The sequence below is a fragment of the Pseudomonas sp. UV AK001 genome, assembly GCF_046097675.1.
Lineage (GTDB): Bacteria > Pseudomonadota > Gammaproteobacteria > Pseudomonadales > Pseudomonadaceae > Aquipseudomonas > Aquipseudomonas kribbensis.
Genome location: NZ_JBJUVZ010000001.1, coordinates 1,024,437 through 1,046,526, shown reverse-complemented (window position 1 = coordinate 1,046,526; position 22,090 = coordinate 1,024,437). Strand labels below are relative to the sequence as shown.

The window sequence follows — 22,090 nt, the reverse complement described above, 5'->3', positions numbered from 1 at the left end:
GGCAAATCCTTAACTCGGGTTCAGACGCACTCGACCGCCATCGCCGTGGCTTCGCCGCCACCGATGCAGATCGCCGCGACGCCGCGTTTCAGGCCTTTCTGGCGCAGGGCCGAGAGCAAGGTCACCAGAATCCGCGCGCCGGACGCGCCGATCGGGTGGCCCAGGGCGCAGGCACCGCCATGGATATTCAGTTTGCTGTGGGGGATTTCCAGGTGGGTCATCGCCGCCATGCCGACCACGGCAAAGGCTTCGTTGACTTCGAAAAGATCGACCTGGTCCAGCGACCAGCCGGTTTTCTTCATCAGTTTCTTGATCGCGCCAATCGGTGCCACCGGGAACAGGCCTGGGGTGTCGGCAAACGCAGCGTGGCCGTGAATCACCGCCAGCGGTTTCAGCCCCTGTTTCTGCGCTTGCGACTGACGCATCAGCACCAGTGCGGCGGCGCCGTCAGAGATCGAACTGGAGTTGGCTGCGGTCACAGTGCCACCCTCGCGGAATGCCGGTTTCAGCGAAGCGATCTTGTCCAGTTTGGCTTTTGGCGGCTGTTCGTCGTTGCTGATCACAACCTGTTCCTTGCCGACGGTCACGGTCAGCGGAACGATTTCGTCCTTGAAGCTGCCGTCCTTGATCGCTTGCTGGGCGCGGGTGGTCGAGGCGATGGCGAAAGCGTCCTGAGCCTCGCGGCTGAAGTCGTTGGTTTCAGCGCAGTCTTCGGCGAAGGTGCCCATCAGGCGGCCCTTGTCGTAGGCGTCTTCGAGGCCGTCGAGGAACATCGAATCCAGCACCCGACCGTGGCCCATGCGGTAACCGGCGCGGGCGCGATCCAGCAGGTACGGCGAATTGGACATGCTTTCCATGCCGCCGGCGATCACCACATCGGCGCTGCCGGCCAGCAGCATGTCGTGGGCCAAAATGGTAGTTTCCATGCCCGAGCCGCACATCTTGTTGACCGTGGTGCAGCGGGTGGATTTGTCCAGCCCTGCGCCCAAGGCAGCCTGACGCGCAGGCGCCTGGCCGAGACCCGCCGGCAGTACGCAGCCGAACAGCACTTCATCGACCGCATCGGTAGCAACACCGGCGCGCTCGACCGCAGCCTTGATCGCAGCGGCACCCAGTTGCGGCGCGGTCAGGCTTTTCAGTTCGCCCTGAAAACCGCCCATCGGGGTGCGGACGGCGCTGACGATGACAATCGGATCGTTGGAGATGGTCATGAGAAATCCTCCTTACTTGGCGGCCATGCGCAAGGCACCGTCGAGACGGATCACCTCGCCGTTGAGCATGCTGTTTTCAATGATATGCCGCACCAGCGCGGCGTACTCGGCAGGCTTGCCCAGGCGCGGCGGGAACGGCACGCCGGCGGCCAGCGAATCGCGCACTTCCGGGGTCATGCCGGCCATCATCGGGGTTTCGAAAATGCCGGGGGCGATGGTCATCACGCGGATGCCGAAGCGCGCCAGTTCACGGGCGGCAGGCAGGGTCAGGCTGGCGATGGCGCCTTTGGACGCGGAATACGCGGCCTGGCCGATCTGGCCGTCGAACGCAGCGACCGACGCGGTGTTGATGATCACGCCGCGTTCGCCGTCAGCGTTGGCTTCGCTTTCGGCAATCGCTGCCGCTGCCAGACGCAACATGTTGAAGCTGCCGATCAGATTGACGTTGATCACCTGGGCGAAACTGGCCAGCGCGTGCGGGCCGTTCTTGCCGAGGATCTTCTCGCCGCGAACGATGCCGGCGCAATTCACCAGACCATTCAGGCTACCGAAAGCTTTTACCGTAGCCTGCACGGCGGCTTCGGCGGCGGCTTCGTTGCTGATATCGGCCACTACGCTTTGCGCACCGAGGCGCTGAGCCTGGGCGGCGACGGCTTCGGCGTTCATGTCCACCAGCATCACTTTGGCGCCGGCGCTCACCAGCAATTCAGCAGTGGCTGCACCCAGGCCGGACGCGCCGCCGGTGACGATAAAAACCTTGTTCTCGATCTGCATGACTGACTTCCTGATTCAAGCTGAAACGTTGTGCGCCGCGGCCTCTTGAGCCTTGGCGATTTCCTGGTTGCGCAAGATAAAGCGCTGCAATTTGCCGCTCGGGGTTTTCGGCAACTCGCTGACAAATTCGATTTCACGGGGGTATGAATGCGCGGCCAGACGCTTGCGCACGTGCTGACGCAGTTCTTCCGCCAGCGCCGGTTCGGCGCGGTATTGCGGGTTGAGCACCACGAAGGCTTTCACCAGTTCGGTGCGCTCGGGATCGGGTTTGCCGACCACGGCCGCTTCAACCACCGCCGGGTGCTCGATCAGGGCGCTTTCCACGTCGAACGGGCCGACCCGGTAGCCGGAAGTGGTGATCACATCGTCACTGCGGCCGACAAAGCTGATGCTGCCGTCCGGGTTCCACTCCACGGTGTCACCACTCAGGTAGTAATCGCCGACGAAGGCCTTGGTCGGCGCGCCTTCGTAACCGGCGAACCAGCACATCGGCGACTGTGTGCGGTCGATGGCGAGGATGCCGGGCTGACCGACGCCGAGTTCGTTGTTCTGCTCGTCGAGCACCACGATGCGATGGCCCGGCGAAGCAAACCCGGCGGCGCCGAGGTGGATCGGGTGTTCGAGGCCGTGGTGGTTGCACAGCACCATGCCCAGTTCGGTCTGGCCGTAGTGATCGTGAATGACCACGCCGAGGTTGTCGGCGAACCAGCGGATCACTTCCGGGTTCAACGGTTCGCCGGCGCTGCTGACGATGCGCAGCTTGCCTTTGATCGACCTGGCGAATTCATCGCCGCCGGCAATCAGCAGGCGATAGGCCGTGGGCGAACCGGTGAGATTGGTGATCCCGTATTTGTTGATGACCCGGCAGGTGCTTTCGAGGGTGAACGGGCCATCGTAAAAGGTGATTGGATGGCCCATGGACAACGGGCCGGTCACGCCGAAATAGATACCATAGGCCCAGCCCGGATCGGCGACGTTCCAGAATGCATCTTCCGGGCGCAGATCCACGGCATCGCGGGTGTAGCTCTGGAACGCGACGACAGCCTTGAGCGGCACCGACAGCGCTTTCGACGGGCCGGTGGTGCCCGAGGTGAACATCAGCAGGAACGGGTCTTCACCGGTCAGCATCACCGGTTCGCAGACGCTGGAATGATTGGGCAGTTCGGCCCAGAAACTGAAATCGCCACGGACGATGCCCTGACCTTTCGGGCCGCCGACGGTAACCAGCGTCGGGCAATCGGCGACTTCGCTGAGCTTCGGCCGGTTGACCGCATCGGTGACCACGACTTTGGCGCGGGAGCTGTTCAGGCGATGTTCGAGGGCTTTGGGGCCGAATGCGGTGAACAGCGGTTGATACACCGCGCCGATGCGCCAGGTGGCGAATACGGTGATCAGCAGTTCGATATTGCGCGGCAACAGGCCGGCGACCTTGTCGCCCTTCTGCACGCCCTGGGCGAGCAGGAAATTGGCGAAACGCGCGGCTTTGTCCTGCAGATCGCTGAAGGTGTAGGTCGCACTGGCGCCATCGCGGCCTTCCCAGAACAGCGCGATGCGCCCCGGCAAGGCGTGGCGGTCACAACATTCGACGCAGGCGTTGAGCGCCTCGAGCGAGCCGCTGAGTGCGGCGTCCACGGTGTGCTGATAATTGAACTGTTCGGTGGCAGACAAGTAATCGCGCATTGCCAGAATCCCTCTGTGTTTTTATTAGGTCGGGGAACCGTAAACATCAGAGGAATACTCGCGCCGCACGCCGGCTGCGGCAATGGCCAAAGCCCTCAAAGTGGATGACTGGTTTGGCCAAGAATCCGGACTTTGATCGTTCCCACGCTCTGCGTGGGAACGAGAGTCAGGGGCGGGTCAGACCGCTTCGTTGAGAATCAGGCTGCGATAGTGCCCCGGATTGGTCCCGGACCACTTGCGAAACGCCTTGTAGAACGAGCTCGCATCGGCAAATCCCAGGCGTGTGGCGATGTCGACAAAACTGATTGAAGGTTCCGCCAGCCAGGTGATCGCCAGTTCCTTGCGCACGCTGTCCTTGAGGCCCTGATAAGTCTGCCCTTCTTCCGCCAGACGCCTGCGCAAGGTCGAGGCCGACATGCACAACTGCTGGGCCAGGGCTTCGGTTTCCGGCCACTGTTCGGCGGGCAGCTGACGCAGATCCTGCTTGATCCGGCTGGCGAGGCTTTCCGGGTCGCGGTACTTCACCAGAATGTTCGCCGGGGCATGGGCGAGGAAGCGCTTCAACTCCTCGGCGCTGCGCTTGATCGGCAGATCCAGCACCTCGGCGGCGAAAATCATCCGCGTGCGCGGCCGGTCGAAGCGCAGGTTTTCGGAGAACATCACCCGGTAGTCATCGCAGAAGTCCGGCGCCGGGCAGCGCAGCTCTATGGCCAGAATCGGAATCCGCCGCCCCGCCAGCCAGCACGCCACGCCGTGGACGATCATCCAGTAAGTGAAATAGGTGAAGGCTCGGCGCGGCTCGGGGTCGTCCTCCAGCAGCACGATCTCCGCCAGACTCTGCTGGCGCACCAGTTGCGCCGGTATGCGTTCAAGCATCAGCGACAGGAAATTCAACCCGGCACCCAAACCGGCAACCAGATTCGGCTGGGCCATCGCGCTGCGGCAGAGGAACTCCAGGCTGCCGGATTTCAATTTGCGCGGGTCCATGCCAAAGAACTCGTCATCACCCCGCCGCGCCAGCAATCGCCATAACCGCGCGTACTGGCTGGCCGGGACGCGGGCGTCGTCGGTGGCCAGCAGCGCCGGATCGATGCCGACCTTGTTCAAGACTTCTTCCGTGGCCACGCCCGGGGCACAACTTTGCTGCAGTGCTTCGCGCACCAGTTGAATGGCGATGGTGTCTTTTTCCGACATGGATCGAGGCAAATCCTGTTGTTGTTCGAGTGGCTGGCATCTTAACGCAGCCGCCCGGGCACGGCTCGCTTCATCCGGAATGGCCGTGACGCATTTGAGAATGGTTGATCTTCAAGCCTGTTCAGCTACCGTTCAGGTAAATGTCAATGACTGACATGTGAGAATGACTTTCATTATGTTACAACTTGTAACCTCATTTCGTTACACAGTGGATGCCGAATGCTCGTTCCCTTTCTGATCATGCTGCGTGAAGGCATTGAAGCCGCGCTGATCGTTGGCATTATCGCCAGCTACCTGCAACAGACCGGCCGTGGCCAATGGATGCCGGCGGTGTGGATCGGCGTGTTTCTCGCCGCTGCGCTGGCTTTGTTGGTGGGCGGCGGCCTGGAGCTGGTCAGCGCCGAATTCCCGCAGAAACAACAGGAACTGTTCGAAGGCGTGGTCGGCCTCATCGCCGTGGGCATTCTCAGCTCCATGGTGTTCTGGATGCGCAAAGTGGCGCGTTCGATCAAGCATTCGCTGCAGGCATCTCTCGATCACGCACTGACTTCTTCGAAGCATCAGGTCATTGCCCTGATCGCCATGGTGTTTTTCGCCGTGGCCCGGGAAGGACTGGAAACGGTGTTCTTCCTGCTCGCCGTGTTCCAGCAAAGCGAAGGCCCGGGCGCGCCGATCGGCGCCCTGCTCGGCCTGATCCTGGCCATTGTCGTCGGCTTCCTGATCTACAGCGGCAGCATGCGCCTGAATCTGTCGGCATTCTTCCGCTGGACCGGGCTGTTCATCCTCGTGGTCGCCGCCGGCATCCTCTCCAACTCGGTGCAGGCACTGCATGAAGCCGGGGTGTGGAACCACCTGCAAACCGTGCTCTTCGACTTCAGCGCGACGTTGCCGATGGACGGCCCGTTGGGCTCGGTGCTGGCCGGCATGTTCGGTTATCAGGATGCGCCGACCGTCAGCACCCTCGGCGCGTACCTGATCTATCTGGTGGTGGCGCTGGTGATGTTCTTCTATCCGGCTCCCGCCCCGGCGCCCAAAGCCGCCGCCTCGAATTCCGTTTCCAGTAAATAAGGGCCTCCATGTCAAAGCCTAATACTCCCCAGGCCTCCCCTCCCCGTGCCTTGCGCTGGGCGGTGGCCGGTTCGGTGGTCGTGATGATCGCCGCCGGCGGCCTGTTCTACTACGCCTCGAAAATGGCTGCGGCCAAACGTCAGCACAATCACGACGAAGTGGTGGTCAACATCCACCCCGGCAGTTGCGAGCCGAACGAGCTGAGCGTACCCGCCGGGCGCGCCAGTTTCCGCATCGTCAACCGCTCCGACCGGGCGGTGGAATGGGAAATCCTCGACGGTGTGCTGGTGATCGAAGAGCGCGAAAACATCGCGCCGGGCCTGAGCCAGGTGATCAACGCCAACCTGCAACCCGGCGACTACGCCATTACCTGCGGCCTGCTGAGCAATCCGCGCGGCGTGCTGCACGTGACACCGACCGCTGCCTCGGATGCCGCCGCCAAGGCCAAGCCGTCGATGGTCGCGTTTGTCGGGCCGCTGTCGGAGTTCCGTGTTTATCTGGCCACCCAGGGTAGCGCGCTGATCAGGGCCGTCACGGCGCTGAATCAGGCGATCACCAGCGGCGATCTGGCCCAGGCGCAAGCGGCGTACCTGCCGGCCCGCGCGGCGTATCAGCGTCTGGCCCCGGCCGCACAACGCCTGGCCGAGCTGGACAACAGCATCAACGCCCGCGCCGATTACTTCGAGAAACGCGAGCAGGATCCGGCCTTCGTCGGCTTCCATCGCATCGAGTACGCGCTGTTCCAGCAACGCAACCTCGACGGTCTGTCGCCGATTGCCGAGCGTCTGCTAGGCGACGTCACCACGCTGAAACAACAGTTGCTGGCCCAATCGCTGCCGCCGGAGCAACTGGTGGAAATCCTCGTGCGCAACCTCAACACCCTGGCCGACGTGCGCGCCGCCAGCGGCGAAGAGGAACGCTACAGCCACGGCGATCTCAACGGCTTCGCAGCCAATCTGGAGACCGCGCACAAAGTCGTCGAACTGCTGCGCCCCCTGCTGACGAAATCCGCCGCCGACCTGCTGCCGAAAATCGACAGCGCGCTGACTGACTTCGACAACACCCTGAACAGCTTCAAGGTCAAGGACGGCTACGCCAGCTACGACACCGTCAACGGTGAGCAACGCAAGCAGATCGCCGACAAGGCCAAGGCCCTGGCCGACGCCCTCGACGCCATTGATCCCGCCCTCGGCCTCTCCGGCCTGTAAGCAGAAGACGAATACCGATGAACGATTCCGAACACTTCAACCTGCAACGCCGTCGCGTACTGATGGGCATGGGCGCCGCCGGCGTCGCTCTGGCCGGCACCGCCCTGAGCTGCCCGGCCATGGCCGCTGCGCCTGCACAAGTCACCGAAGCGCCGAGCAGTGACAAGACCCAGGATCATCACGACTTTCATGGCGTGCACCAGACCGGCATCGTCACCCCGCGCCCGGCATCCGGCATGCTGGTGTCCTTCGATGTGCTGGCCAGCGACCGTGAAGACCTCGAACGCCTGTTCCGCACCCTCAACGAGCGCATCGCGTTCCTGATGAAGGGCGGCCCGGTGGCGCAGATCGACCCGAAATTGCCACCGCCGGATTCCGGCATCCTTGGCCCGGTGGTCACGCCGGACAACCTGACCATCACCGTGTCGGTGGGCGAATCGCTGTTCGACGAGCGTTTCGGCCTCGCCGCCGCCAAACCCAAGCGCCTGATCCGCATGGTCGGTTTCCCCAACGATGCGCTGGAAGCCGATTGCTGCCACGGCGACCTGAGCCTGCAGTTCTGCTCCAACACCGCCGACACCAACATCCACGCCCTGCGCGACATCGTGAAGAACCTGCCGGACCTGCTGCTGGTGCGCTGGAAACAGGAAGGCAGCGTGCCGCCGCAAGCCCCGGCCAAACCCGGTGTACCGGCGCAATCGGCGCGTAACTTCCTGGGTTTCCGCGACGGTTCGGCCAACCCGGATTCCAACGACGGCAAAGCCATGGACCGCATCGTCTGGGTGCAGCCGGGCAGCGACGAACCGGCCTGGGCGGCCCATGGCAGTTATCAGGCGGTGCGGATCATCCGCAACTTCGTCGAACGCTGGGACCGCACGCCGCTGCAGGAACAGGAAAGCATCATCGGCCGGGTCAAAACCACTGGCGCGCCGATGGGCGCCAGCCATGAGACCGAAGTCCCGGACTACAGCAAGGACCCGGAAGGCAAGCTGACCAAGCTCGACGCGCACATCCGTCTGGCCAACCCGCGCACCGCCGCGAGCCAGGCCAACCTGATCCTGCGCCGGCCATTCAACTATTCCAACGGTGTGAACAAGAACGGCCAGCTCGACATGGGCCTGCTGTTCATCTGCTACCAGGCCGATCTGGAAAAAGGCTTCATCACCGTACAGACCCGCCTCAACGGCGAGCCGCTGGAGGAATACCTCAAGCCGGTCGGCGGCGGTTACTTCTTCACCCTGCCGGGTGTTACGGGCGACAAGGATTTCATCGGTCGCTCGCTGCTCAACGCTACCCAACCAAAAACAACTGCATAGCATTCAACAGGAGCCGCCCCCATGAAAAAGACGCCCATCGCGTTATTGCTGACCCTTGGTCTACTCAACACTCCGCTGTCGGCGTTCGCGGCGACTGCACCGCTGGATCTGGTCGGGCCGGTTTCGGACTACAAGATCTACGTCACCGAGCAACTGGACCAGTTGGGCACCCACACCAAACAATTCACCGATGCGGTGAAAAAGGGTGACTTGGCCACCGCGCAGAAGCTCTATGCACCGACCCGCGTCTACTACGAGTCGATCGAGCCGATTGCCGAGCTGTTCAGTGACCTCGATGCGTCCATCGACTCCCGCGTCGACGACCACGAAAAAGGCGTTAAGGCCGAAGACTTCACCGGTTTCCACCGCCTCGAGTACTCGCTGTTCTCGGAGAAGAGCACCCAGGGCCTGAACGATCTGGCCGACAAACTGGATAAAGACGTGCAGGATCTGCAGACCCGCGTCGCCGGCCTGACCTTCCCGCCTGAAAAAGTCGTCGGTGGTGCTGCCGCCCTGCTGGAAGAAGTCGCCGCCACCAAGATCTCCGGTGAGGAAGACCGCTACAGCCACACCGACCTCTATGACTTCCAGGGCAACATCGACGGCGCGAAGAAAATCGTCGACCTGTTCCGTCCGCAGATCGAGAAGCAGGACAAGGCCTTCGTGGCCAAAGTCGACAAAAACTTCGCCACCGTGGACAAGATCCTGGCCAAGTACAGGACCAAGGATGGTGGTTTCGAGACCTATGACAAAGTGAAGGATAACGACCGCAAGGCGCTGGTGGGCCCGGTCAATACCCTGGCGGAAGACCTGTCGACCTTGCGTGGCAAGCTCGGTCTGAACTGAGTTCCGCGCATAAAAAATCCCCCGGACGCGTTTGCGCGTTCGGGGGATTTTTGTTTTCCGGCGTTACAGAATCCGGTACAGCAACCGTTCGACCCGCACCCGACTCACGCGCTTGAGGAACTTTGCCACCCCGGCCGGGTAATCCGGCAAGGCTTCCAGATCCTGGAAACGTTCGATCCGCGTGGTGTGTTCGAAGATGTTTTCCAGCTCAAGACGACGCGGCTCCAGCCACTCGCCTTTCGGGTCGTCGATCAGCAGCGCGTTTTCCAGATCGAGACGGAAAGCCCGCGGGTTGAGGTTGTTGCCGGTCAGCAATGTGTAGCGCTGGTCGATCCACATGCCCTTGAGGTGATAGCTGTTGTCGCCTTCACGCCACAGATGCAGGTTCAACTGGCCGCTGTCGATGTTGCGCTGATGGCGCTTGGCGAAACGGCGCAGGCTGATCTCGTACAAGTACGGCAACGCGGCGATCACCTTGAACGGCTCGCTCGGCGGAATGTAGAAGTCGTTGGCGGTCTTGTCGCCGACCACGATGTCGATCTTCACGCCGCGCGCCAGCGCCCGGTTGATCTCGCGGATCACCCCCAGCGGCAGGTTGAAGTACGGCGTGCAGATGGTCAGCTGCTTCTGGGCGCTGGCGATCAGTTCCAGAATCACCCGGTTCAGCGGGTTGTTCTTGCCCACGCCGAGCAACGGGCTGACCGAAAGGCCGGTATGCGCCGTGCCGCCGACGCTGGTGTCGTACGCCGCGTACTTGAGACGGCTGCGCAGGTCGCCGATGTCGTTGCGCAGGCTGCGGGTGGTCGGCAGGTGCGGCAGGTCGAGGCGATGCACCGCTTTCGATTCGATCAGGCCGTGCTTGACCAGATGATGCATCGAGTCCGCCAGTTCACGGCTCTGCAATACGTGATAACGGTCGAAGCGGTACTTGTCGAACTTGTGCAGGTAGACGTTGTTCAGGCTCGCGCCGCTGTAGACCACGCAATCGTCGATCACGAAGCCTTTCAGGTGCAGCACACCAAACAGCTCGCGGGTCTGCACCGGCACGCCGTAGACCGGCACCACGCTTTGGTGGGTACGGGTCATCTCCTGATACCAGGCGGCGTTGCCCGGTTGCTTGCCGGCGCCGATCAAACCGCGCTGGGCGCGCAGCCAGTCGACCACGACAACGATTTCAAGCTCCGGGCGCTTGAGCTTGGCGGCGTGCAAGGCCTCAAGGATTTCCTGACCGGCTTCGTCGTTTTGCAGATAGAGCGCGACGAGGTAGATGCGCTGGGTCGCCTGGGCGATTTTCTCCAGCAGGCAACGACGGAACTCGGCGGCGCCGGACAGAATGGTCACGGCCTCGGCGGTCAGCGGAAAGCTGCGCAGTTTGGGCAGCAGAGAGCGTTTGAAAAGCAACGGCATAGGGCTCGCAATGGGTCGAATCCGAAGAACCCGAGAGCTTACACCATCAACTCCTTCGGGTCTCCCGCCTGATCAAAAAAAATAACTTCTTGACCAAGGAGAACGATCGTTCTACTGTTCACCACATGAACGAAATCACAAGCAATGACACGACCCGCGACATCATTCTGGATGTCACCGAAAAGTTGATCTACAAGAGTGGCATCGCGGCCACCGGCATGGATCTTCTGGTGAAAACCGCCGGTGTCTCCAGAAAGAGTATCTACCGCTACTTCGCCAACAAGGAGGAGCTGACCGTCGCCGCCCTGAAACGCCGCGACTTGCGCTGGATGCACTGGTACAGAAGCGCCGTCGATCAGGCCGAAACCCCGGCCGATCGCCTGCTCAATCTGTTTACCGTGCTCAAGGGCTGGTTCGCCTCGGAAGGCTTCCGGGGCTGCGCCTTCATCAATACCAGTGGCGAAACCGGCGATCCGCAGGATCCGGTGCGCCTGGTCGCCAAAGACCACAAACAGAAGCTGCTCGACTACCTGTGCGAGCTGTGTACCGAACATGGCGCCGAGGACCCGCAACTGCTGGCCAGACAGTTGCTGATCCTGATTGACGGCGCCATTACCGTAGCGCTTGTGATGGGTGATCACAGTGCCGCCGATAATGCGCAATGCATGGCGCGAAAGTTATTGGACCTGTAAAGCCTCAATAAGCGACAAGTTGTTAAATCGTTAATTTGATCGGGAGACAAACATGTCTACTGCAGCCGAAGTGCGTCCGCCATTACCACCCTTCAACCGTGAATCGGCCATTGAGAAAGTTCGCCTGGCCGAGGATGGCTGGAACTCCCGCGACCCTCAGCGGGTTTCGCTGGCCTATACCCTGGACACCAAATGGCGCAACCGCGCCGAATTCGCCAACAACCGCGAGGAAGCCAAGGCCTTCCTGACCCGCAAATGGGCCAAGGAACTGGATTACCGCCTGATCAAGGAACTTTGGGCTTACTCCGACACCCGCATCGCCGTGCGCTACGCCTACGAATGGCACGATGATTCGGGCAACTGGTTCCGTTCCTACGGCAACGAAAACTGGGAGTTCGACGAGCACGGCCTGATGTTCCAGCGCTATGCCTGCATCAACGACATGCCGATCAAGGAAAGCGAACGCAAGTTCCACTGGCCGCTGGGCCGGCGCCCGGATGATCATCCGGGGCTGTCGGAGCTGGGTCTGTAACTGCGGACCTCGCTACTTCCGGTGGAAGCACGGATGCTTCCACTTAATGCATTTCCTCAAAAACAGAAGTCAGTCGCATTTATCGCAAAAGGTACTAATGGACTGTCAGTAATGACAGTAGCGACCACAGAGATTTCATCAAATCATTGCCATGCAGCCACATTAGGCCGAATTAACGGCCTCTCTTCTACCCATGACAGTGAGCGACTGATATGACCGAGAAAAACATGGTTCCAAATGGTGATTTCAGTACCGGTGATTTCCGCAAATGGATTCCAAAAGGTTACGACACACCTATATCCGTCGAACTCCACAACGGTAACTATGCCGCACGCTTGGTTGGTGGTAGAAACCTGGGTCAGAGTCTGACAACCGAGACCTTTCAAATTCAACCGGGAGAGTTCGCTTTCAGTTTCCAGATCCAGGTTCCCAATGCCGCCCCGTTGCAAGACACCAAGGATCGACGAATTCACCCTCCGATCCTCGACAAAACCTCCAGCCCTCTGTTTCACGCGCACATCTACTACACGCTTTGGGCGACCAATCGCAACACTGGTGAACATGAAGTATGGCTCGAAGTGCGCTATGTCGATTCGCAAACAAGGACGCTGACGCTCAAAGGCACTATCCGGCCCGGTTACGAGTGGTTAAGTGTTCACTTCGCTATTCCCAACGATTTCTTTGGAAACAATGGGCCGTATTTCATCGACAACGTCTGGTTCTCGACTATGTAGCCACTGACATTCAGGCATTATTGGATCGATGAGTATCCCAGTCGCGATGAACGGGTGTTACAGCTATGATGACCGCCCGTTCCTGCCCTGCCGAAATAAGCCGATTCCATGCCTTTCGAACTCAGCGTTGACCTCACTACCCTGGCCGTTCTGGCCCTTGTCGCTTTCATTGCCGGATTCATCGACGCCATCGCCGGCGGTGGCGGTCTGTTGACCACGCCTGCGCTGCTCACCGCAGGCCTGCCGCCGCATCTGGTGCTGGGCACCAACAAGCTGAGTTCGACCTTCGGCTCGGCCACCGCCAGTTTCACCTTCTACCGACGCAAGCTGTTTCACCCACGGCAGTGGATGCACGCGATCATCGGCACCCTGGTCGGCGCACTGACCGGCGCCATCGTCGCCCACTATCTGCCGGCGGAATGGCTGAACAAGATGCTGCCGGTGATCGTCTTCGCCTGCGGCCTGTACCTGTTGTTTGGTGGCACGCCGAAAGCGCCGCTGGACAGCGATGCACCGATCAAGAAAAAGTGGCAATCGAGCCAGGGTTTCAGCCTTGGTTTCTATGACGGCGTGGCCGGCCCGGGCACTGGCGCGTTCTGGACCGTCAGCAGCCTGCTGCTCTACCCCATCGATCTGGTCAAGGCCAGCGGCGTGGCGCGCAGCATGAACTTCGTCAGCAACATTGCGGCGCTGTCGGTGTTCGTGTTTTCCGGGCAGGTGGACTGGATCATCGGCCTGAGTATGGGCCTGTCGGTGATGGTCGGCGCGTTCTTCGGGGCACGCACCGCGATCAGCGGCGGCGCCAAGTTCATTCGTCCGGTGTTCATCACCGTGGTGCTGGGGTTGACCGTGCGTCTAGCCTGGCAGCACTGGTTCAGCGTGGCCTAAGCGCCGCGCCACGTAGACGTCGATCAGGTAACGGGCAATCGATTTGGACGCCGGCAACGGCGGCAGATCGTGCACGTTGAACCACTGGGCGTCTTCGATCTCGTCTTCCTGACAGACAATCTCGCCGCCGGCATATTCGGCATGGAAGCCCAGCATCATCGAGTGCGGGAACGGCCAGCACTGGCTGCCCATGTACTGGATGTTCTTCACTTCGATGCTGACCTCTTCGCGCACTTCGCGAATCAGGCAATCCTCGGCCGACTCCCCTGGCTCGGCAAACCCGGCCAGCGTGCTGTAGACCCCGGTGACGAAGCGCGGCGAACGCGCCAGCAGCACTTCATCGCCCCGGGTCACCAGCACGATCATGCTTGGCGAAATGCGCGGATAACTGCGCAGGTCGCAGGGCTGGCAATACATCGCCCGCTCCCGCGGCACCTGGGTCATGGGCTGACCGCAGTTGCCGCAGAACCGGTGTTCACGGGCCCACGTCCCGATCTGCGCCGCGTAACCCAGCACCTTGTAGATCGTGTGATCGCCGTCGAGCATGAACGCCCGCAGGCCTTTCCAGTTGCAACCCGGCACCTCGCTCGTGCTGCGCAGTTCCAGCAGGTACACCGGTTCACCATCGAGGTGACCGATACCGTGCTCGGCGAGGATCGACAAGTCCTGGCGCTTGAGCCATTCCCGGGGGAACAGCGCGCCGTTGTCATCGAACAGAAAGCCCTCGGGGCTGCGCGCGACGGCCCAGCCGCCGGGTTGATCGGTGTCCAGTACTGCGGTGGTCCAGCGAGATGTCATGGTTTCTCAATCCAGAAATTCGGGTTTCTGTTTGCTCATGTGGGCGGCCATGGCCACGCGCAAGTCGGTGGATTGCAACATGGCGGCGTTCCAGGTGGCAACGTACTCCAGACCGTCGTCGATACGATGGTCGCGCATGTAGCTGATCATTTCCTTGGTGCCGGTGACCGCGATCGGCGACTTGCCGGCGATGTCCCGGGCAATGTCCATCACGCCTTCGATCAGGCTGTCCTTGTCGCTGTAGACTCGATTGACCAGCCCGATGCTGCGGGCCTCTTCGGCACCAAAGGTACGACCGGTATAAGCCAGCTCACGCAGCATGCCGTCACCGATGATCCGTGGCAACCGTTGCAAAGTGCCTACGTCAGCCGCCATGCCGATATCGATTTCTTTAATGGAGAATTGTGCGTCTTCGGCGGCGTAGCGCATGTCGCAGGCCGCGATCAGATCGATGGCGCCGCCCAGGCAATAACCCTGGATCGCCGCGAGCACCGGTTTGCGGCAATTGTCGACGGCATTGAACGAGGCTTGCAGGGTCAGGATCTTTTTGCGCAGCAGGCGCGCGTTGCGGCCGACGTCCTTGCCCAGCTCATTGGCCACGCCGGCCAGCATCATCAGGTCGATGCCCGAGGAAAAGTGTTTACCGGCACCGCTGAGCACCACCACCCGCACTTCGTCGGTGTCGTCGATCCACTGGAATACCTCGACGATTTCGCTCCAGAACGCAGCGTTCATCGAGTTGATCTTTTCCGGCCGGTTGATCTGCACATGGGCGATGTTGTCGGCCAGTTCGACGCTGAAGGCGGTGTATTGAGTCATGGCAGAAATCCTTTACCGGTCTGAAAATGAGGCCTGAACTATATCAAGGCCTCAGAACGGCGGTTCGGCCAAATGCAGGACTCTAGCCGCCCTTCACCGCCACGAACGCAGCAGTCTCGTAGGGCACGGTCATCACATCCCTGCCCCGCAGTTCGGGATCGGATGCGATCAACGCCCGCAACTGTTCATCGATCCGTGCACGCTCTGCATCCGGCAGCGCCGCGATGAAACTGGTGGAACGCACCCGGTTGAAAATCACATCTTCCGGCGAACCGGTATGACCATGGTGAAAATGTTCGGCCTGCAACGGCCCGAATGCCGGGTGCGGGAACACTTTGCGCCAGGCGCCGGTGTAGTAACGCGGCGTGTCACCTTCCCGGGCGTTGACGATGGCATCGAGCTTGGGCACCCAGCCGACCCGGGTATCGCGCAGGTTCCAGATCAGCCCGAGCTTGCCGCCGGGCTTGAGCACCCGGGCGATTTCGTCCAGCGCCTCGGTGCTGGCGAACCAGTGAAAGGCCTGGGCGCAGACCACGGCGTCCACCGAGGCGTCGGGCAGCGGCAGATCCGTCGCCATGGCGCTCACGGCCAGCACATCGGGCCAGTTGGCAGACAATTTTTCCAGCATCTGCGCCACCGGCTCCACGGCAATCACCTGGGCACCGGTCGCCACCAATCGTCCGGTGAACTTGCCGGTGCCGGCGCCGAGGTCGATAACGGTCTTGTGGGCGTCCAGTTCCAGGGTTGTCGTCAGCCAATCGGTGACCGCCGGCGGATAGTCCGGCCGACCTTTGACGTAGGTTTCGGCTGCGGTCTTGTAACCGGCGGCAGCGGAGTGGTGAACCTGATCTTTCATGGCGCAACTCCCGGGGTAGAACGGCGGATTGACGACAGACGTCAGGAGCATAGCGCTCGGGTTTGCGCTTTCCTTGAATGGCACCTGACAAAGCAATGAATAAAACTTCACCTTGTGGTGTTCAACGTGACACATGACCCCACTATGGAGCCTTGCCCATGACTTTCCGTTCCGTTATGTTCGCCGCCCCGTTGCTGATGGCCGCGATGTTGTCCAGCCCTTTGGCCCTGGCCCACGGTGATGAAGACGAGCCGGTGCAGAAGCCCAACTGCCCGAAAGGTCAGGTGTACGACAGCAAAACGCAGAAATGCGTGACGCAGACCAGCAGCCTGGTACCGGACGCCGACCGCACCGACTACGCCTATCGTCTTGCGAAGGACGGCCGATATGAAGAAGCCCTGGCCTTGCTCGACACCCTGAAACAGCCGAACACCGCCAAAGCACTCAACTATCGCGGTTACGCCACGCGCAAGCTGGGCCGAACCGACGAAGGTATCGGTTATTACCTGCAATCGGTCAAACTTGATCCGCAATACGCACAGGTCCGCGAATACCTGGGCGAGGCTTATGTCATCAAGGGCCGCGTCGATCTGGCGCAGGAGCAGTTGCAGCATATCCAGAAGATCTGCGGCACGGGCTGCGAGGAATACCGGGACCTGGCCGAAGCCATCAACGATTCATCGAAAACCTGACACGACACGCGGAGGCGAACATTTTCAGCGATCAGGCCTTCAGAGCCGAACTCGGACAACACCTGGCGCGCCTGTGGCGTTATGGCTTGCTGCTGTCGCGCAACCGGCACGTGGCCGAGGATCTGGTGCAAGCCACTTGCGTGCGGGCGCTTGAACGTTCGGGCCAGTACGTGGCCGGCACGCGCATGGATCGCTGGCTGCTGAGCATCCTGCATTCGATCTGGCTCAATGAAGTGCGCGCCCGCCGGGTGCGCCAGGGCCAGGGCGTGGTGGACGCCGACAGCCAGCTGACATTCGACGGCGAATACGCCGCGCAGACCCACGTCATGGCGGCGCAGGTGATCCGCCGCGTCGATGCGCTGCCGGAGACCCAGCGTGAAACGGTGTACCTGGCCTATGTCGAGGGTCTGTCCTATCGCGAAGTCGCCGAGATCCTGCAAGTGCCGATCGGCACCGTCATGAGCCGTCTCGCCACCGCACGCCTGAAACTGGCCGAATATCCACCGCTGCATGCGGTACCGAACACCCCCGCAGGAGACCGGCAATGAATACGCCTTCCGACGAGCAACTGGTGGCGTATCTGGACGATGAACTGGACCGCGAACAACGCAGCCAGCTCGACAGCCTCATCGCCGACGATCCGCTGCTCAATCTTCGGGTGCAGTGGCTGAGCCGCAGCAACCTGCCCTATCGCGACGCCTACGATGAGCTGGCACGACAGGCACCGCTCGATCGCCTGCACGCCCGGCTGGATGCCGCGCCCTCCCCGCAACGGCCCGGATTCAGCCGGCGCTGGTTCATCGGCGCGGCAGCAGCGGGCATGGTGCTCGCGGGTGTAGCGGCCGACCGTTTGTTCCTCGGTTGGCAAGCGCAGCAATCGCATGGCTGGCGCGAGCTGGTGGGCGATTACATGGCGCTGTACGTCCCGCAAACCCTTGAACACCTGGCCACCGACGAAGCCTCGCAACTGGCGCAATTGCGCACGGTTGATGCACGACTGGGCCTGAACCTGTCGCCCGCGAAACTCAAACTTTCCGGCGCACAGTTCAAACGTGCGCAGCTGCTTGAATACGACGGCGTGCCGATTGCGCAGATGACCTGGCTCGACGCCACCCATGGCCCGCTGGCGCTGTGCGTCACGCGAACCAACAGTGGCAGCCAGGCGCTGGCCCACGAGCGTCGGCACGGGATGAACGTGGTGTACTGGACCGAACGTGAACACGCGTGGATGCTGATCGGGCATAACCCGCCGACCGAGCTGGAAGAGATGGCGAAAATGTTTAAGACCCGGCTGAACGTTTAAAGATTTTTGTCACTATGCTGCCGGGGTGATTTTCCAAGAAGGATGGATTTATGCCGATTTCGCCACGCACAGCCCTGCTGGTCATCGACGTACAGAACGATTTCATTCCCGGCGGCCAACTGGCCGTGCCCGAGGGAGACCTGATCGTCCCGCTGATCAATCGCCTCGCCGAACAGTTCAACCAGGTCGTCATTGCCCAGGACTGGCACCCGGCGGGCCACGCTTCGTTTGCCTCCAGCCATCCCGGCCACCAGTCCTACGACGTGATTCAACTTCCATACGGCGAGCAAACCCTGTGGCCGGATCACTGCATTCAGGGCTCGCACGGCGCCGAGTTTCACTCGGGACTCGACTTGCCCCACGTTCAACTGATCATCCGCAAGGGCTGCAATCCGGACATCGACAGCTATTCGGCGTTTCTGGAAGCGGACCGGGCGACCACCACCGGGCTGGCGGGTTATCTGAAGGAGCGCGGCATCGACACGGTGTACATGGTCGGTCTGGCGCTGGATTTCTGCGTGATGTTTTCCGCGCTGGATGCACGGACGGCGGGGTTCAATACGTTTGTGGTGCTGGATGCGTGCCGGGCGATCGACATGAACGGCTCGCTGGCGTCGGCGATGGAGCGGATGCAGGTGGCAGGGGTCGGACTGATTCAATCCACTGAACTGCTCTGACTGATGCTCGTTCCCGCGACGTTCGGGGGAACGAGCAGCTTCACGCCGGGGTCGGCAGCCAAAGCCTGAACCGCGCTCCACCCAACGGCGAACCTTCCACCGTCAACGTCCCGCCCTGCGCTTCCAGCGCCCGACGGCTGATCGCCAGTCCCAGGCCGAACCCGCCAGTTGCCCGGTCACGGCTGCGATCCAGTCGATAGAACGGTTCGAAAATCCGCTCACGCTCGTCTTCCGGAATGCCGATCCCGTCGTCATCCACCCAGATTTCACAGCCCTTCGGGCAGACCTGCACACCGATCTGAATGCGCTTTTCGCAGTAACGCATGGCGTTGCGCAGCAGGTTCTGAATCGCGCGAGCCGTCAGGCGTGGATCCAGGGAAAAACGCTCCAGCTGATTGTGCAGCAACACATCGATGACGATTTCCGGAGACTCCAGTTCTTCGTCGACGCTGCCCAGAATGCTGTCGATGAACTCGTCCAGCGACACTTCGACCTGCTCCGGCAAGCGCGCCGGGTTTTGCAGGCGACTGTAGGACAGCAACTCCAGCACCAACTCATCGAGTTCGCGAATGTGCGCCACCAGACCTTGCAGGCGTTCACGACTGGTTTGCGGCAAATCATCGGACAGCGCCAGCGCCAGGCCGAAGTCCAGTCGGGTCAGTGGTGTACGCAGCTCATGGGATACCGCGTTGAGCAGATCACGCTGCTGATTGAGCAGGTTTTCAATGTCGCCGGCCATGGTGTCGAACACATTGGCCAGACTGCCGATGTTCGAACTCGAGCCGATTTGCGTACGTTCGCTCAAATGGCCTTTGCCGAAGCGCTCGGCGGTGCGCTTCAGGCGCTCAAGATCGCGCCAGTGCGGACGCAACCAGAGCAGCAGGCACGCCAGCAGGCTCGCACCGATCAGGACGTTTATGCTCCAGTACAGCAAGTTCACGTCCATCGGATCCGGCGGCACCACCATTTGCACGGCGATCTCCCCGTTCAGCGGCGTCACCGCCAGCGTACGCCAGCCCCAGTCACCGATGCGCACCACGTTTTCACCACGGCGCAGGCGTTCCTGCTCGATCGGGGTGAAGTCGGCGTTATCGATGCGGGCGAGGACGATGTGCAGCGGCTGGAAGTCCTTGTCCATCGACGCGGCAACCGCCGGCCACTGATCCTGCGGCACCGCGCGAAACTGCTTGGTGATCAGCGATTGCAGGCCCCGGGAATAGTCGAGGTTGTAAGTCACGAAGCGATCCCTGAACGCCATCACCACCAGATCCGGCACCAGATAGATTGCCGCGCTGTAGGAAACGATCGTCACCAGATAAAGGCGAAACAGGATTCTGAACATCGACTCAGCATTCCCACTCGGAACGGCTGAACAGATAACCCTTTCCCCACACGGTCTTGATCTTGCGCGCCTCGCCCGCGTGGTCGTCGAACTTGCGCCGCAATTTGGAAATCGCCACGTCCACCGAGCGGTCGGTGCCGTTGAACTCTATACCGCGCAGGCGCTGCAGGATCTGGTCGCGGCTCAGCACTTCGCCGGCATGACGGGCCAGCACCACCAGCAAATTGTATTCGCCGCTGGACAGCTCGACCGGTTGTTCGCGCCAGGTCACGGTGCGCTCCGACAGGTCAATACACAGATTGCCCATCAGGATGCGGTCGTTGGCGGTCATCGGCTCGCCGAGGCTGCTGCGGCGCAACAACGTGCGCACTCGGGCCAGCAGGACTCGTGGCTCGCAGGGTTTGGTCACGTAATCGTCGGCGCCCATTTCCAGGCCCAGCACCTGATCATGGCTGTCATCGCGGGCAGTGAGCATCAGGATCGGCAGCGTCGCCGAGTCTGCGCGCAACAGGCGACACACCTGCAAGCCATCGAGGCCCGGCAGCATCAGGTCGAGAATCACCAGATCCGGCGGATTGAGCCGTGCCCGTTCGCGCACATGGTCGCCCCGGCCGATCACGCTGACGGAATAGCCGTTGCGCTCGAGATAGCTGGAGATCAGTTCGGCGAGGGCGGTGTCGTCTTCGACCAGGAGGATGTTGGGCATTGAGGTGATCCAGAGCGAGCGATGGCGACGGTCATGTCGCAATAAATTTCAAGGCGTAAAGGATATACGCCCTCACTCGTCCCTGAGCAAAACCCTTACACAATTTCACACAGCGCCTACAAAGCTTCACCGCTACCCTCGGCGACTGTCCGTAGGATGCGCAGATCAATATTGGGGGTTGTACATGTCGAAGAATCTGCTGGCCGGGCTCGGCCTGATCGCATTGGCGCTGACGCTGAGTGCCTGTGGTAAATCCTCGAGCACCGAGGAACAGGCGCCGCCGGCCACCGTGCGGGTCGAAACCCTTGAGGCGCGCCCCCTGTCGATCAGCAGCGAACTGAGCGGGCGCATTGCTGCGCCGCGCATCGCCGAAGTCCGCGCCCGGGTGGCCGGCGTCGTGCTGCAACGCACCTATCGCGAAGGCAGCGACGTAAAAAAGGGTGACGTACTGTTCCGCATCGACCCGGCACCGTTCAAGGCTGACCTGGACAGCGCCGAAGCGGCTCTGCGCAAGGCCGAAGCCAATGCGTTCCAGGCAAAATTGCAGGAGCAGCGCTACGCCCAGTTGATCGACGACAAGGCCATCAGCGCTCAGGACTACGACAACGCCCGCGCCAACGCCCGACAGACCGCCGCCGACGTTGCCGCCAACAAGGCTGCCGTCGAACGAGCGAAACTGAACCTGGGTTACGCCACCGTCACTGCGCCGATTTCCGGCCGCGTCGGTCGCGCCCTCGTGACCGAAGGCGCACTGGTCGGCCAGAACGAAACAACGCCCATGGCGCTGATCCAGCAACTGAACCCGATCCACGCCGACCTCACCCAGTCGACTCGTGAACTGAATGAACTGCGCCGCGCTTTCCGCTCCGGCCAGTTGCAGCAGGTCGGCCAGGACCAGGTCAAGGCCACGCTGATCCAGGACGATGGCAGCCTCTATCCGCTGCCGGGCAAGTTGCTGTTCAGCGACATCACGGTCGATCCGGGCACCGGGCAGATCGTTCTGCGCAGCGAGTTCCCCAACCCCGACCTCGATCTGCTGCCCGGCAGCTACGTTCGCGTGCGTCTGGAACAAGGCGTGATCCAGCATGGTCTGACCGTGCCGCAACGTGCGGTGCAACGCGACAGCGCCGGTGTGGCGCAAGTGCTGACCGTTGACGATCAGATGCGCGTCGCCCTGCAACCGGTGCAACTGGGCGCGGTGCAGAACGACCGCTGGATCGTCACCGGTGGCCTGAAGGCCGGCGACCGCGTGGTCATCGAAGGCCTGCAGCACGCCCGCCCCGGCGAAACCGTGCAGATCGACGACACCCCTCTTCCACTTGCCCAGACCTCTGGTCAGTAAGCAGG

General features: G+C 61.6%; 23 protein-coding genes. 13 read left to right on the top strand and 10 right to left on the bottom strand.

Annotated elements, in window-relative coordinates; all coding sequences use genetic code 11:
• Positions 1–20: 20 nt before the first annotated feature.
• The 4 genes from ACKLNA_RS04805 to ACKLNA_RS04790 all read right to left on the bottom strand — a co-directional run bounded on the left by ACKLNA_RS04805 (position 21) and on the right by ACKLNA_RS04790 (position 4,859).
• Positions 21–1,211, bottom strand: a complete 1,191-nt coding sequence (locus ACKLNA_RS04805) for an acetyl-CoA C-acyltransferase (protein ID WP_408985043.1) — start codon at positions 1,209–1,211, stop codon at positions 21–23.
• Positions 1,212–1,223: 12 nt separating this feature from the next.
• Positions 1,224–1,985 (bottom strand): SDR family NAD(P)-dependent oxidoreductase, encoded by a 762-nt coding sequence (locus ACKLNA_RS04800; protein ID WP_169430501.1) that lies wholly within the window; start codon positions 1,983–1,985, stop codon positions 1,224–1,226.
• Between the two features lie 15 nt (positions 1,986–2,000).
• Positions 2,001–3,665: an AMP-binding protein gene (locus ACKLNA_RS04795; protein WP_408985042.1), complete on the bottom strand. Its 1,665-nt coding sequence runs from the start codon at positions 3,663–3,665 to the stop codon at positions 2,001–2,003.
• 177 nt (positions 3,666–3,842) lie between these two features.
• Positions 3,843–4,859, bottom strand: a complete 1,017-nt coding sequence (locus tag ACKLNA_RS04790; protein ID WP_408985041.1) for an AraC family transcriptional regulator — start codon at positions 4,857–4,859, stop codon at positions 3,843–3,845.
• Positions 4,860–5,078: 219 nt separating this feature from the next.
• Between ACKLNA_RS04790 and efeU the strand changes: the two genes are divergently transcribed.
• From efeU to efeO (ACKLNA_RS04770), 4 genes are read left to right on the top strand one after another with little or no spacing between them, the layout of a single operon-like run.
• Positions 5,079–5,927 carry an iron uptake transporter permease EfeU gene (gene efeU / locus ACKLNA_RS04785; protein ID WP_408985040.1) on the top strand — a complete coding sequence of 283 codons (849 nt, stop codon included), beginning with the start codon at positions 5,079–5,081 and terminating at the stop codon, positions 5,925–5,927.
• 8 nt (positions 5,928–5,935) lie between these two features.
• Positions 5,936–7,135, top strand: coding sequence for an iron uptake system protein EfeO (gene efeO, locus ACKLNA_RS04780; protein ID WP_408985039.1), 1,200 nt, complete (start codon positions 5,936–5,938; stop codon positions 7,133–7,135).
• A 17-nt stretch (positions 7,136–7,152) separates the two neighbouring features.
• Positions 7,153–8,451 carry an iron uptake transporter deferrochelatase/peroxidase subunit gene (gene efeB / locus ACKLNA_RS04775; RefSeq protein ID WP_119428205.1) on the top strand — a complete coding sequence of 433 codons (1,299 nt, stop codon included), beginning with the start codon at positions 7,153–7,155 and terminating at the stop codon, positions 8,449–8,451.
• Between the two features lie 21 nt (positions 8,452–8,472).
• Positions 8,473–9,297 (top strand): iron uptake system protein EfeO, encoded by an 825-nt coding sequence (gene efeO, locus ACKLNA_RS04770; protein WP_408985038.1) that lies wholly within the window; start codon positions 8,473–8,475, stop codon positions 9,295–9,297.
• Positions 9,298–9,360: 63 nt separating this feature from the next.
• On the opposite strand, the gene pssA is transcribed toward efeO (ACKLNA_RS04770), so the two are convergent.
• On the bottom strand, positions 9,361–10,704 hold the full coding sequence (gene pssA, locus ACKLNA_RS04765) for a CDP-diacylglycerol--serine O-phosphatidyltransferase (RefSeq protein ID WP_408985037.1): 1,344 nt from the start codon (positions 10,702–10,704) through the stop codon (positions 9,361–9,363).
• A gap of 125 nt (positions 10,705–10,829) precedes the next feature.
• On the opposite strand from pssA, the gene ACKLNA_RS04760 reads away from it, so the two are divergent.
• The 4 genes from ACKLNA_RS04760 to ACKLNA_RS04745 all read left to right on the top strand — a co-directional run bounded on the left by ACKLNA_RS04760 (position 10,830) and on the right by ACKLNA_RS04745 (position 13,550).
• On the top strand, positions 10,830–11,396 hold the full coding sequence (locus ACKLNA_RS04760) for a TetR/AcrR family transcriptional regulator (protein WP_408985036.1): 567 nt from the start codon (positions 10,830–10,832) through the stop codon (positions 11,394–11,396).
• Positions 11,397–11,448: 52 nt separating this feature from the next.
• Entirely contained in the window at positions 11,449–11,928 is a 480-nt protein-coding gene (locus ACKLNA_RS04755; RefSeq protein ID WP_085709991.1) for a nuclear transport factor 2 family protein, read from the top strand.
• A gap of 212 nt (positions 11,929–12,140) precedes the next feature.
• On the top strand, positions 12,141–12,662 hold the full coding sequence (locus ACKLNA_RS04750; RefSeq protein WP_408985035.1) for a hypothetical protein: 522 nt from the start codon (positions 12,141–12,143) through the stop codon (positions 12,660–12,662).
• Between the two features lie 108 nt (positions 12,663–12,770).
• Positions 12,771–13,550: a TSUP family transporter gene (locus ACKLNA_RS04745; protein WP_119428211.1), complete on the top strand. Its 780-nt coding sequence runs from the start codon at positions 12,771–12,773 to the stop codon at positions 13,548–13,550.
• On the opposite strand, the gene nudC is transcribed toward ACKLNA_RS04745, so the two are convergent.
• The 3 genes from nudC to ACKLNA_RS04730 all read right to left on the bottom strand — a co-directional run bounded on the left by nudC (position 13,518) and on the right by ACKLNA_RS04730 (position 16,023).
• Complete coding sequence (gene nudC, locus ACKLNA_RS04740; protein ID WP_408985034.1) at positions 13,518–14,348, bottom strand: NAD(+) diphosphatase; 831 nt, start codon at positions 14,346–14,348, stop codon at positions 13,518–13,520. The two genes, ACKLNA_RS04745 and nudC, sit on opposite strands and share 33 nt — an antisense overlap.
• A gap of 6 nt (positions 14,349–14,354) precedes the next feature.
• A complete protein-coding gene (locus ACKLNA_RS04735; RefSeq protein ID WP_085709995.1) occupies positions 14,355–15,167 on the bottom strand; it encodes a crotonase/enoyl-CoA hydratase family protein in 813 nt (270 codons plus the stop codon).
• An 82-nt stretch (positions 15,168–15,249) separates the two neighbouring features.
• The gene (locus ACKLNA_RS04730; protein WP_408985033.1) at positions 15,250–16,023 is read right to left on the bottom strand and encodes a methyltransferase domain-containing protein; all 774 of its coding nucleotides are present in this window, start codon (positions 16,021–16,023) and stop codon (positions 15,250–15,252) included.
• 158 nt (positions 16,024–16,181) lie between these two features.
• Here ACKLNA_RS04730 and ACKLNA_RS04725 point away from each other — a divergent pair, with 158 nt between their 5' ends.
• From ACKLNA_RS04725 to pncA, 4 genes are all read left to right on the top strand, one after another.
• Complete coding sequence (locus ACKLNA_RS04725) at positions 16,182–16,715, top strand: tetratricopeptide repeat protein (protein WP_408985032.1); 534 nt, start codon at positions 16,182–16,184, stop codon at positions 16,713–16,715.
• A 62-nt stretch (positions 16,716–16,777) separates the two neighbouring features.
• Positions 16,778–17,263 (top strand): RNA polymerase sigma factor, encoded by a 486-nt coding sequence (locus ACKLNA_RS04720; RefSeq protein ID WP_114886697.1) that lies wholly within the window; start codon positions 16,778–16,780, stop codon positions 17,261–17,263.
• Positions 17,260–18,018: an anti-sigma factor family protein gene (locus tag ACKLNA_RS04715; protein WP_408985031.1), complete on the top strand. Its 759-nt coding sequence runs from the start codon at positions 17,260–17,262 to the stop codon at positions 18,016–18,018. The genes ACKLNA_RS04720 and ACKLNA_RS04715 overlap by 4 nt, the downstream gene beginning before the upstream one ends.
• Before the next feature lie 50 nt (positions 18,019–18,068).
• Entirely contained in the window at positions 18,069–18,695 is a 627-nt protein-coding gene (pncA, locus tag ACKLNA_RS04710; RefSeq protein WP_408985030.1) for a bifunctional nicotinamidase/pyrazinamidase, read from the top strand.
• A 40-nt stretch (positions 18,696–18,735) separates the two neighbouring features.
• Here pncA and ACKLNA_RS04705 read toward each other — a convergent pair whose 3' ends face one another.
• Together ACKLNA_RS04705 and ACKLNA_RS04700 are read right to left on the bottom strand one after the other, a co-directional pair.
• Positions 18,736–20,037, bottom strand: a complete 1,302-nt coding sequence (locus tag ACKLNA_RS04705) for an ATP-binding protein (RefSeq protein WP_408985029.1) — start codon at positions 20,035–20,037, stop codon at positions 18,736–18,738.
• 4 nt (positions 20,038–20,041) lie between these two features.
• Positions 20,042–20,743 carry a response regulator transcription factor gene (locus ACKLNA_RS04700; RefSeq protein WP_007960391.1) on the bottom strand — a complete coding sequence of 234 codons (702 nt, stop codon included), beginning with the start codon at positions 20,741–20,743 and terminating at the stop codon, positions 20,042–20,044.
• 184 nt (positions 20,744–20,927) lie between these two features.
• Here ACKLNA_RS04700 and ACKLNA_RS04695 point away from each other — a divergent pair, with 184 nt between their 5' ends.
• Positions 20,928–22,085, top strand: coding sequence for an efflux RND transporter periplasmic adaptor subunit (locus tag ACKLNA_RS04695; protein WP_134827046.1), 1,158 nt, complete (start codon positions 20,928–20,930; stop codon positions 22,083–22,085).
• Positions 22,086–22,090: the final 5 nt, after the last annotated feature.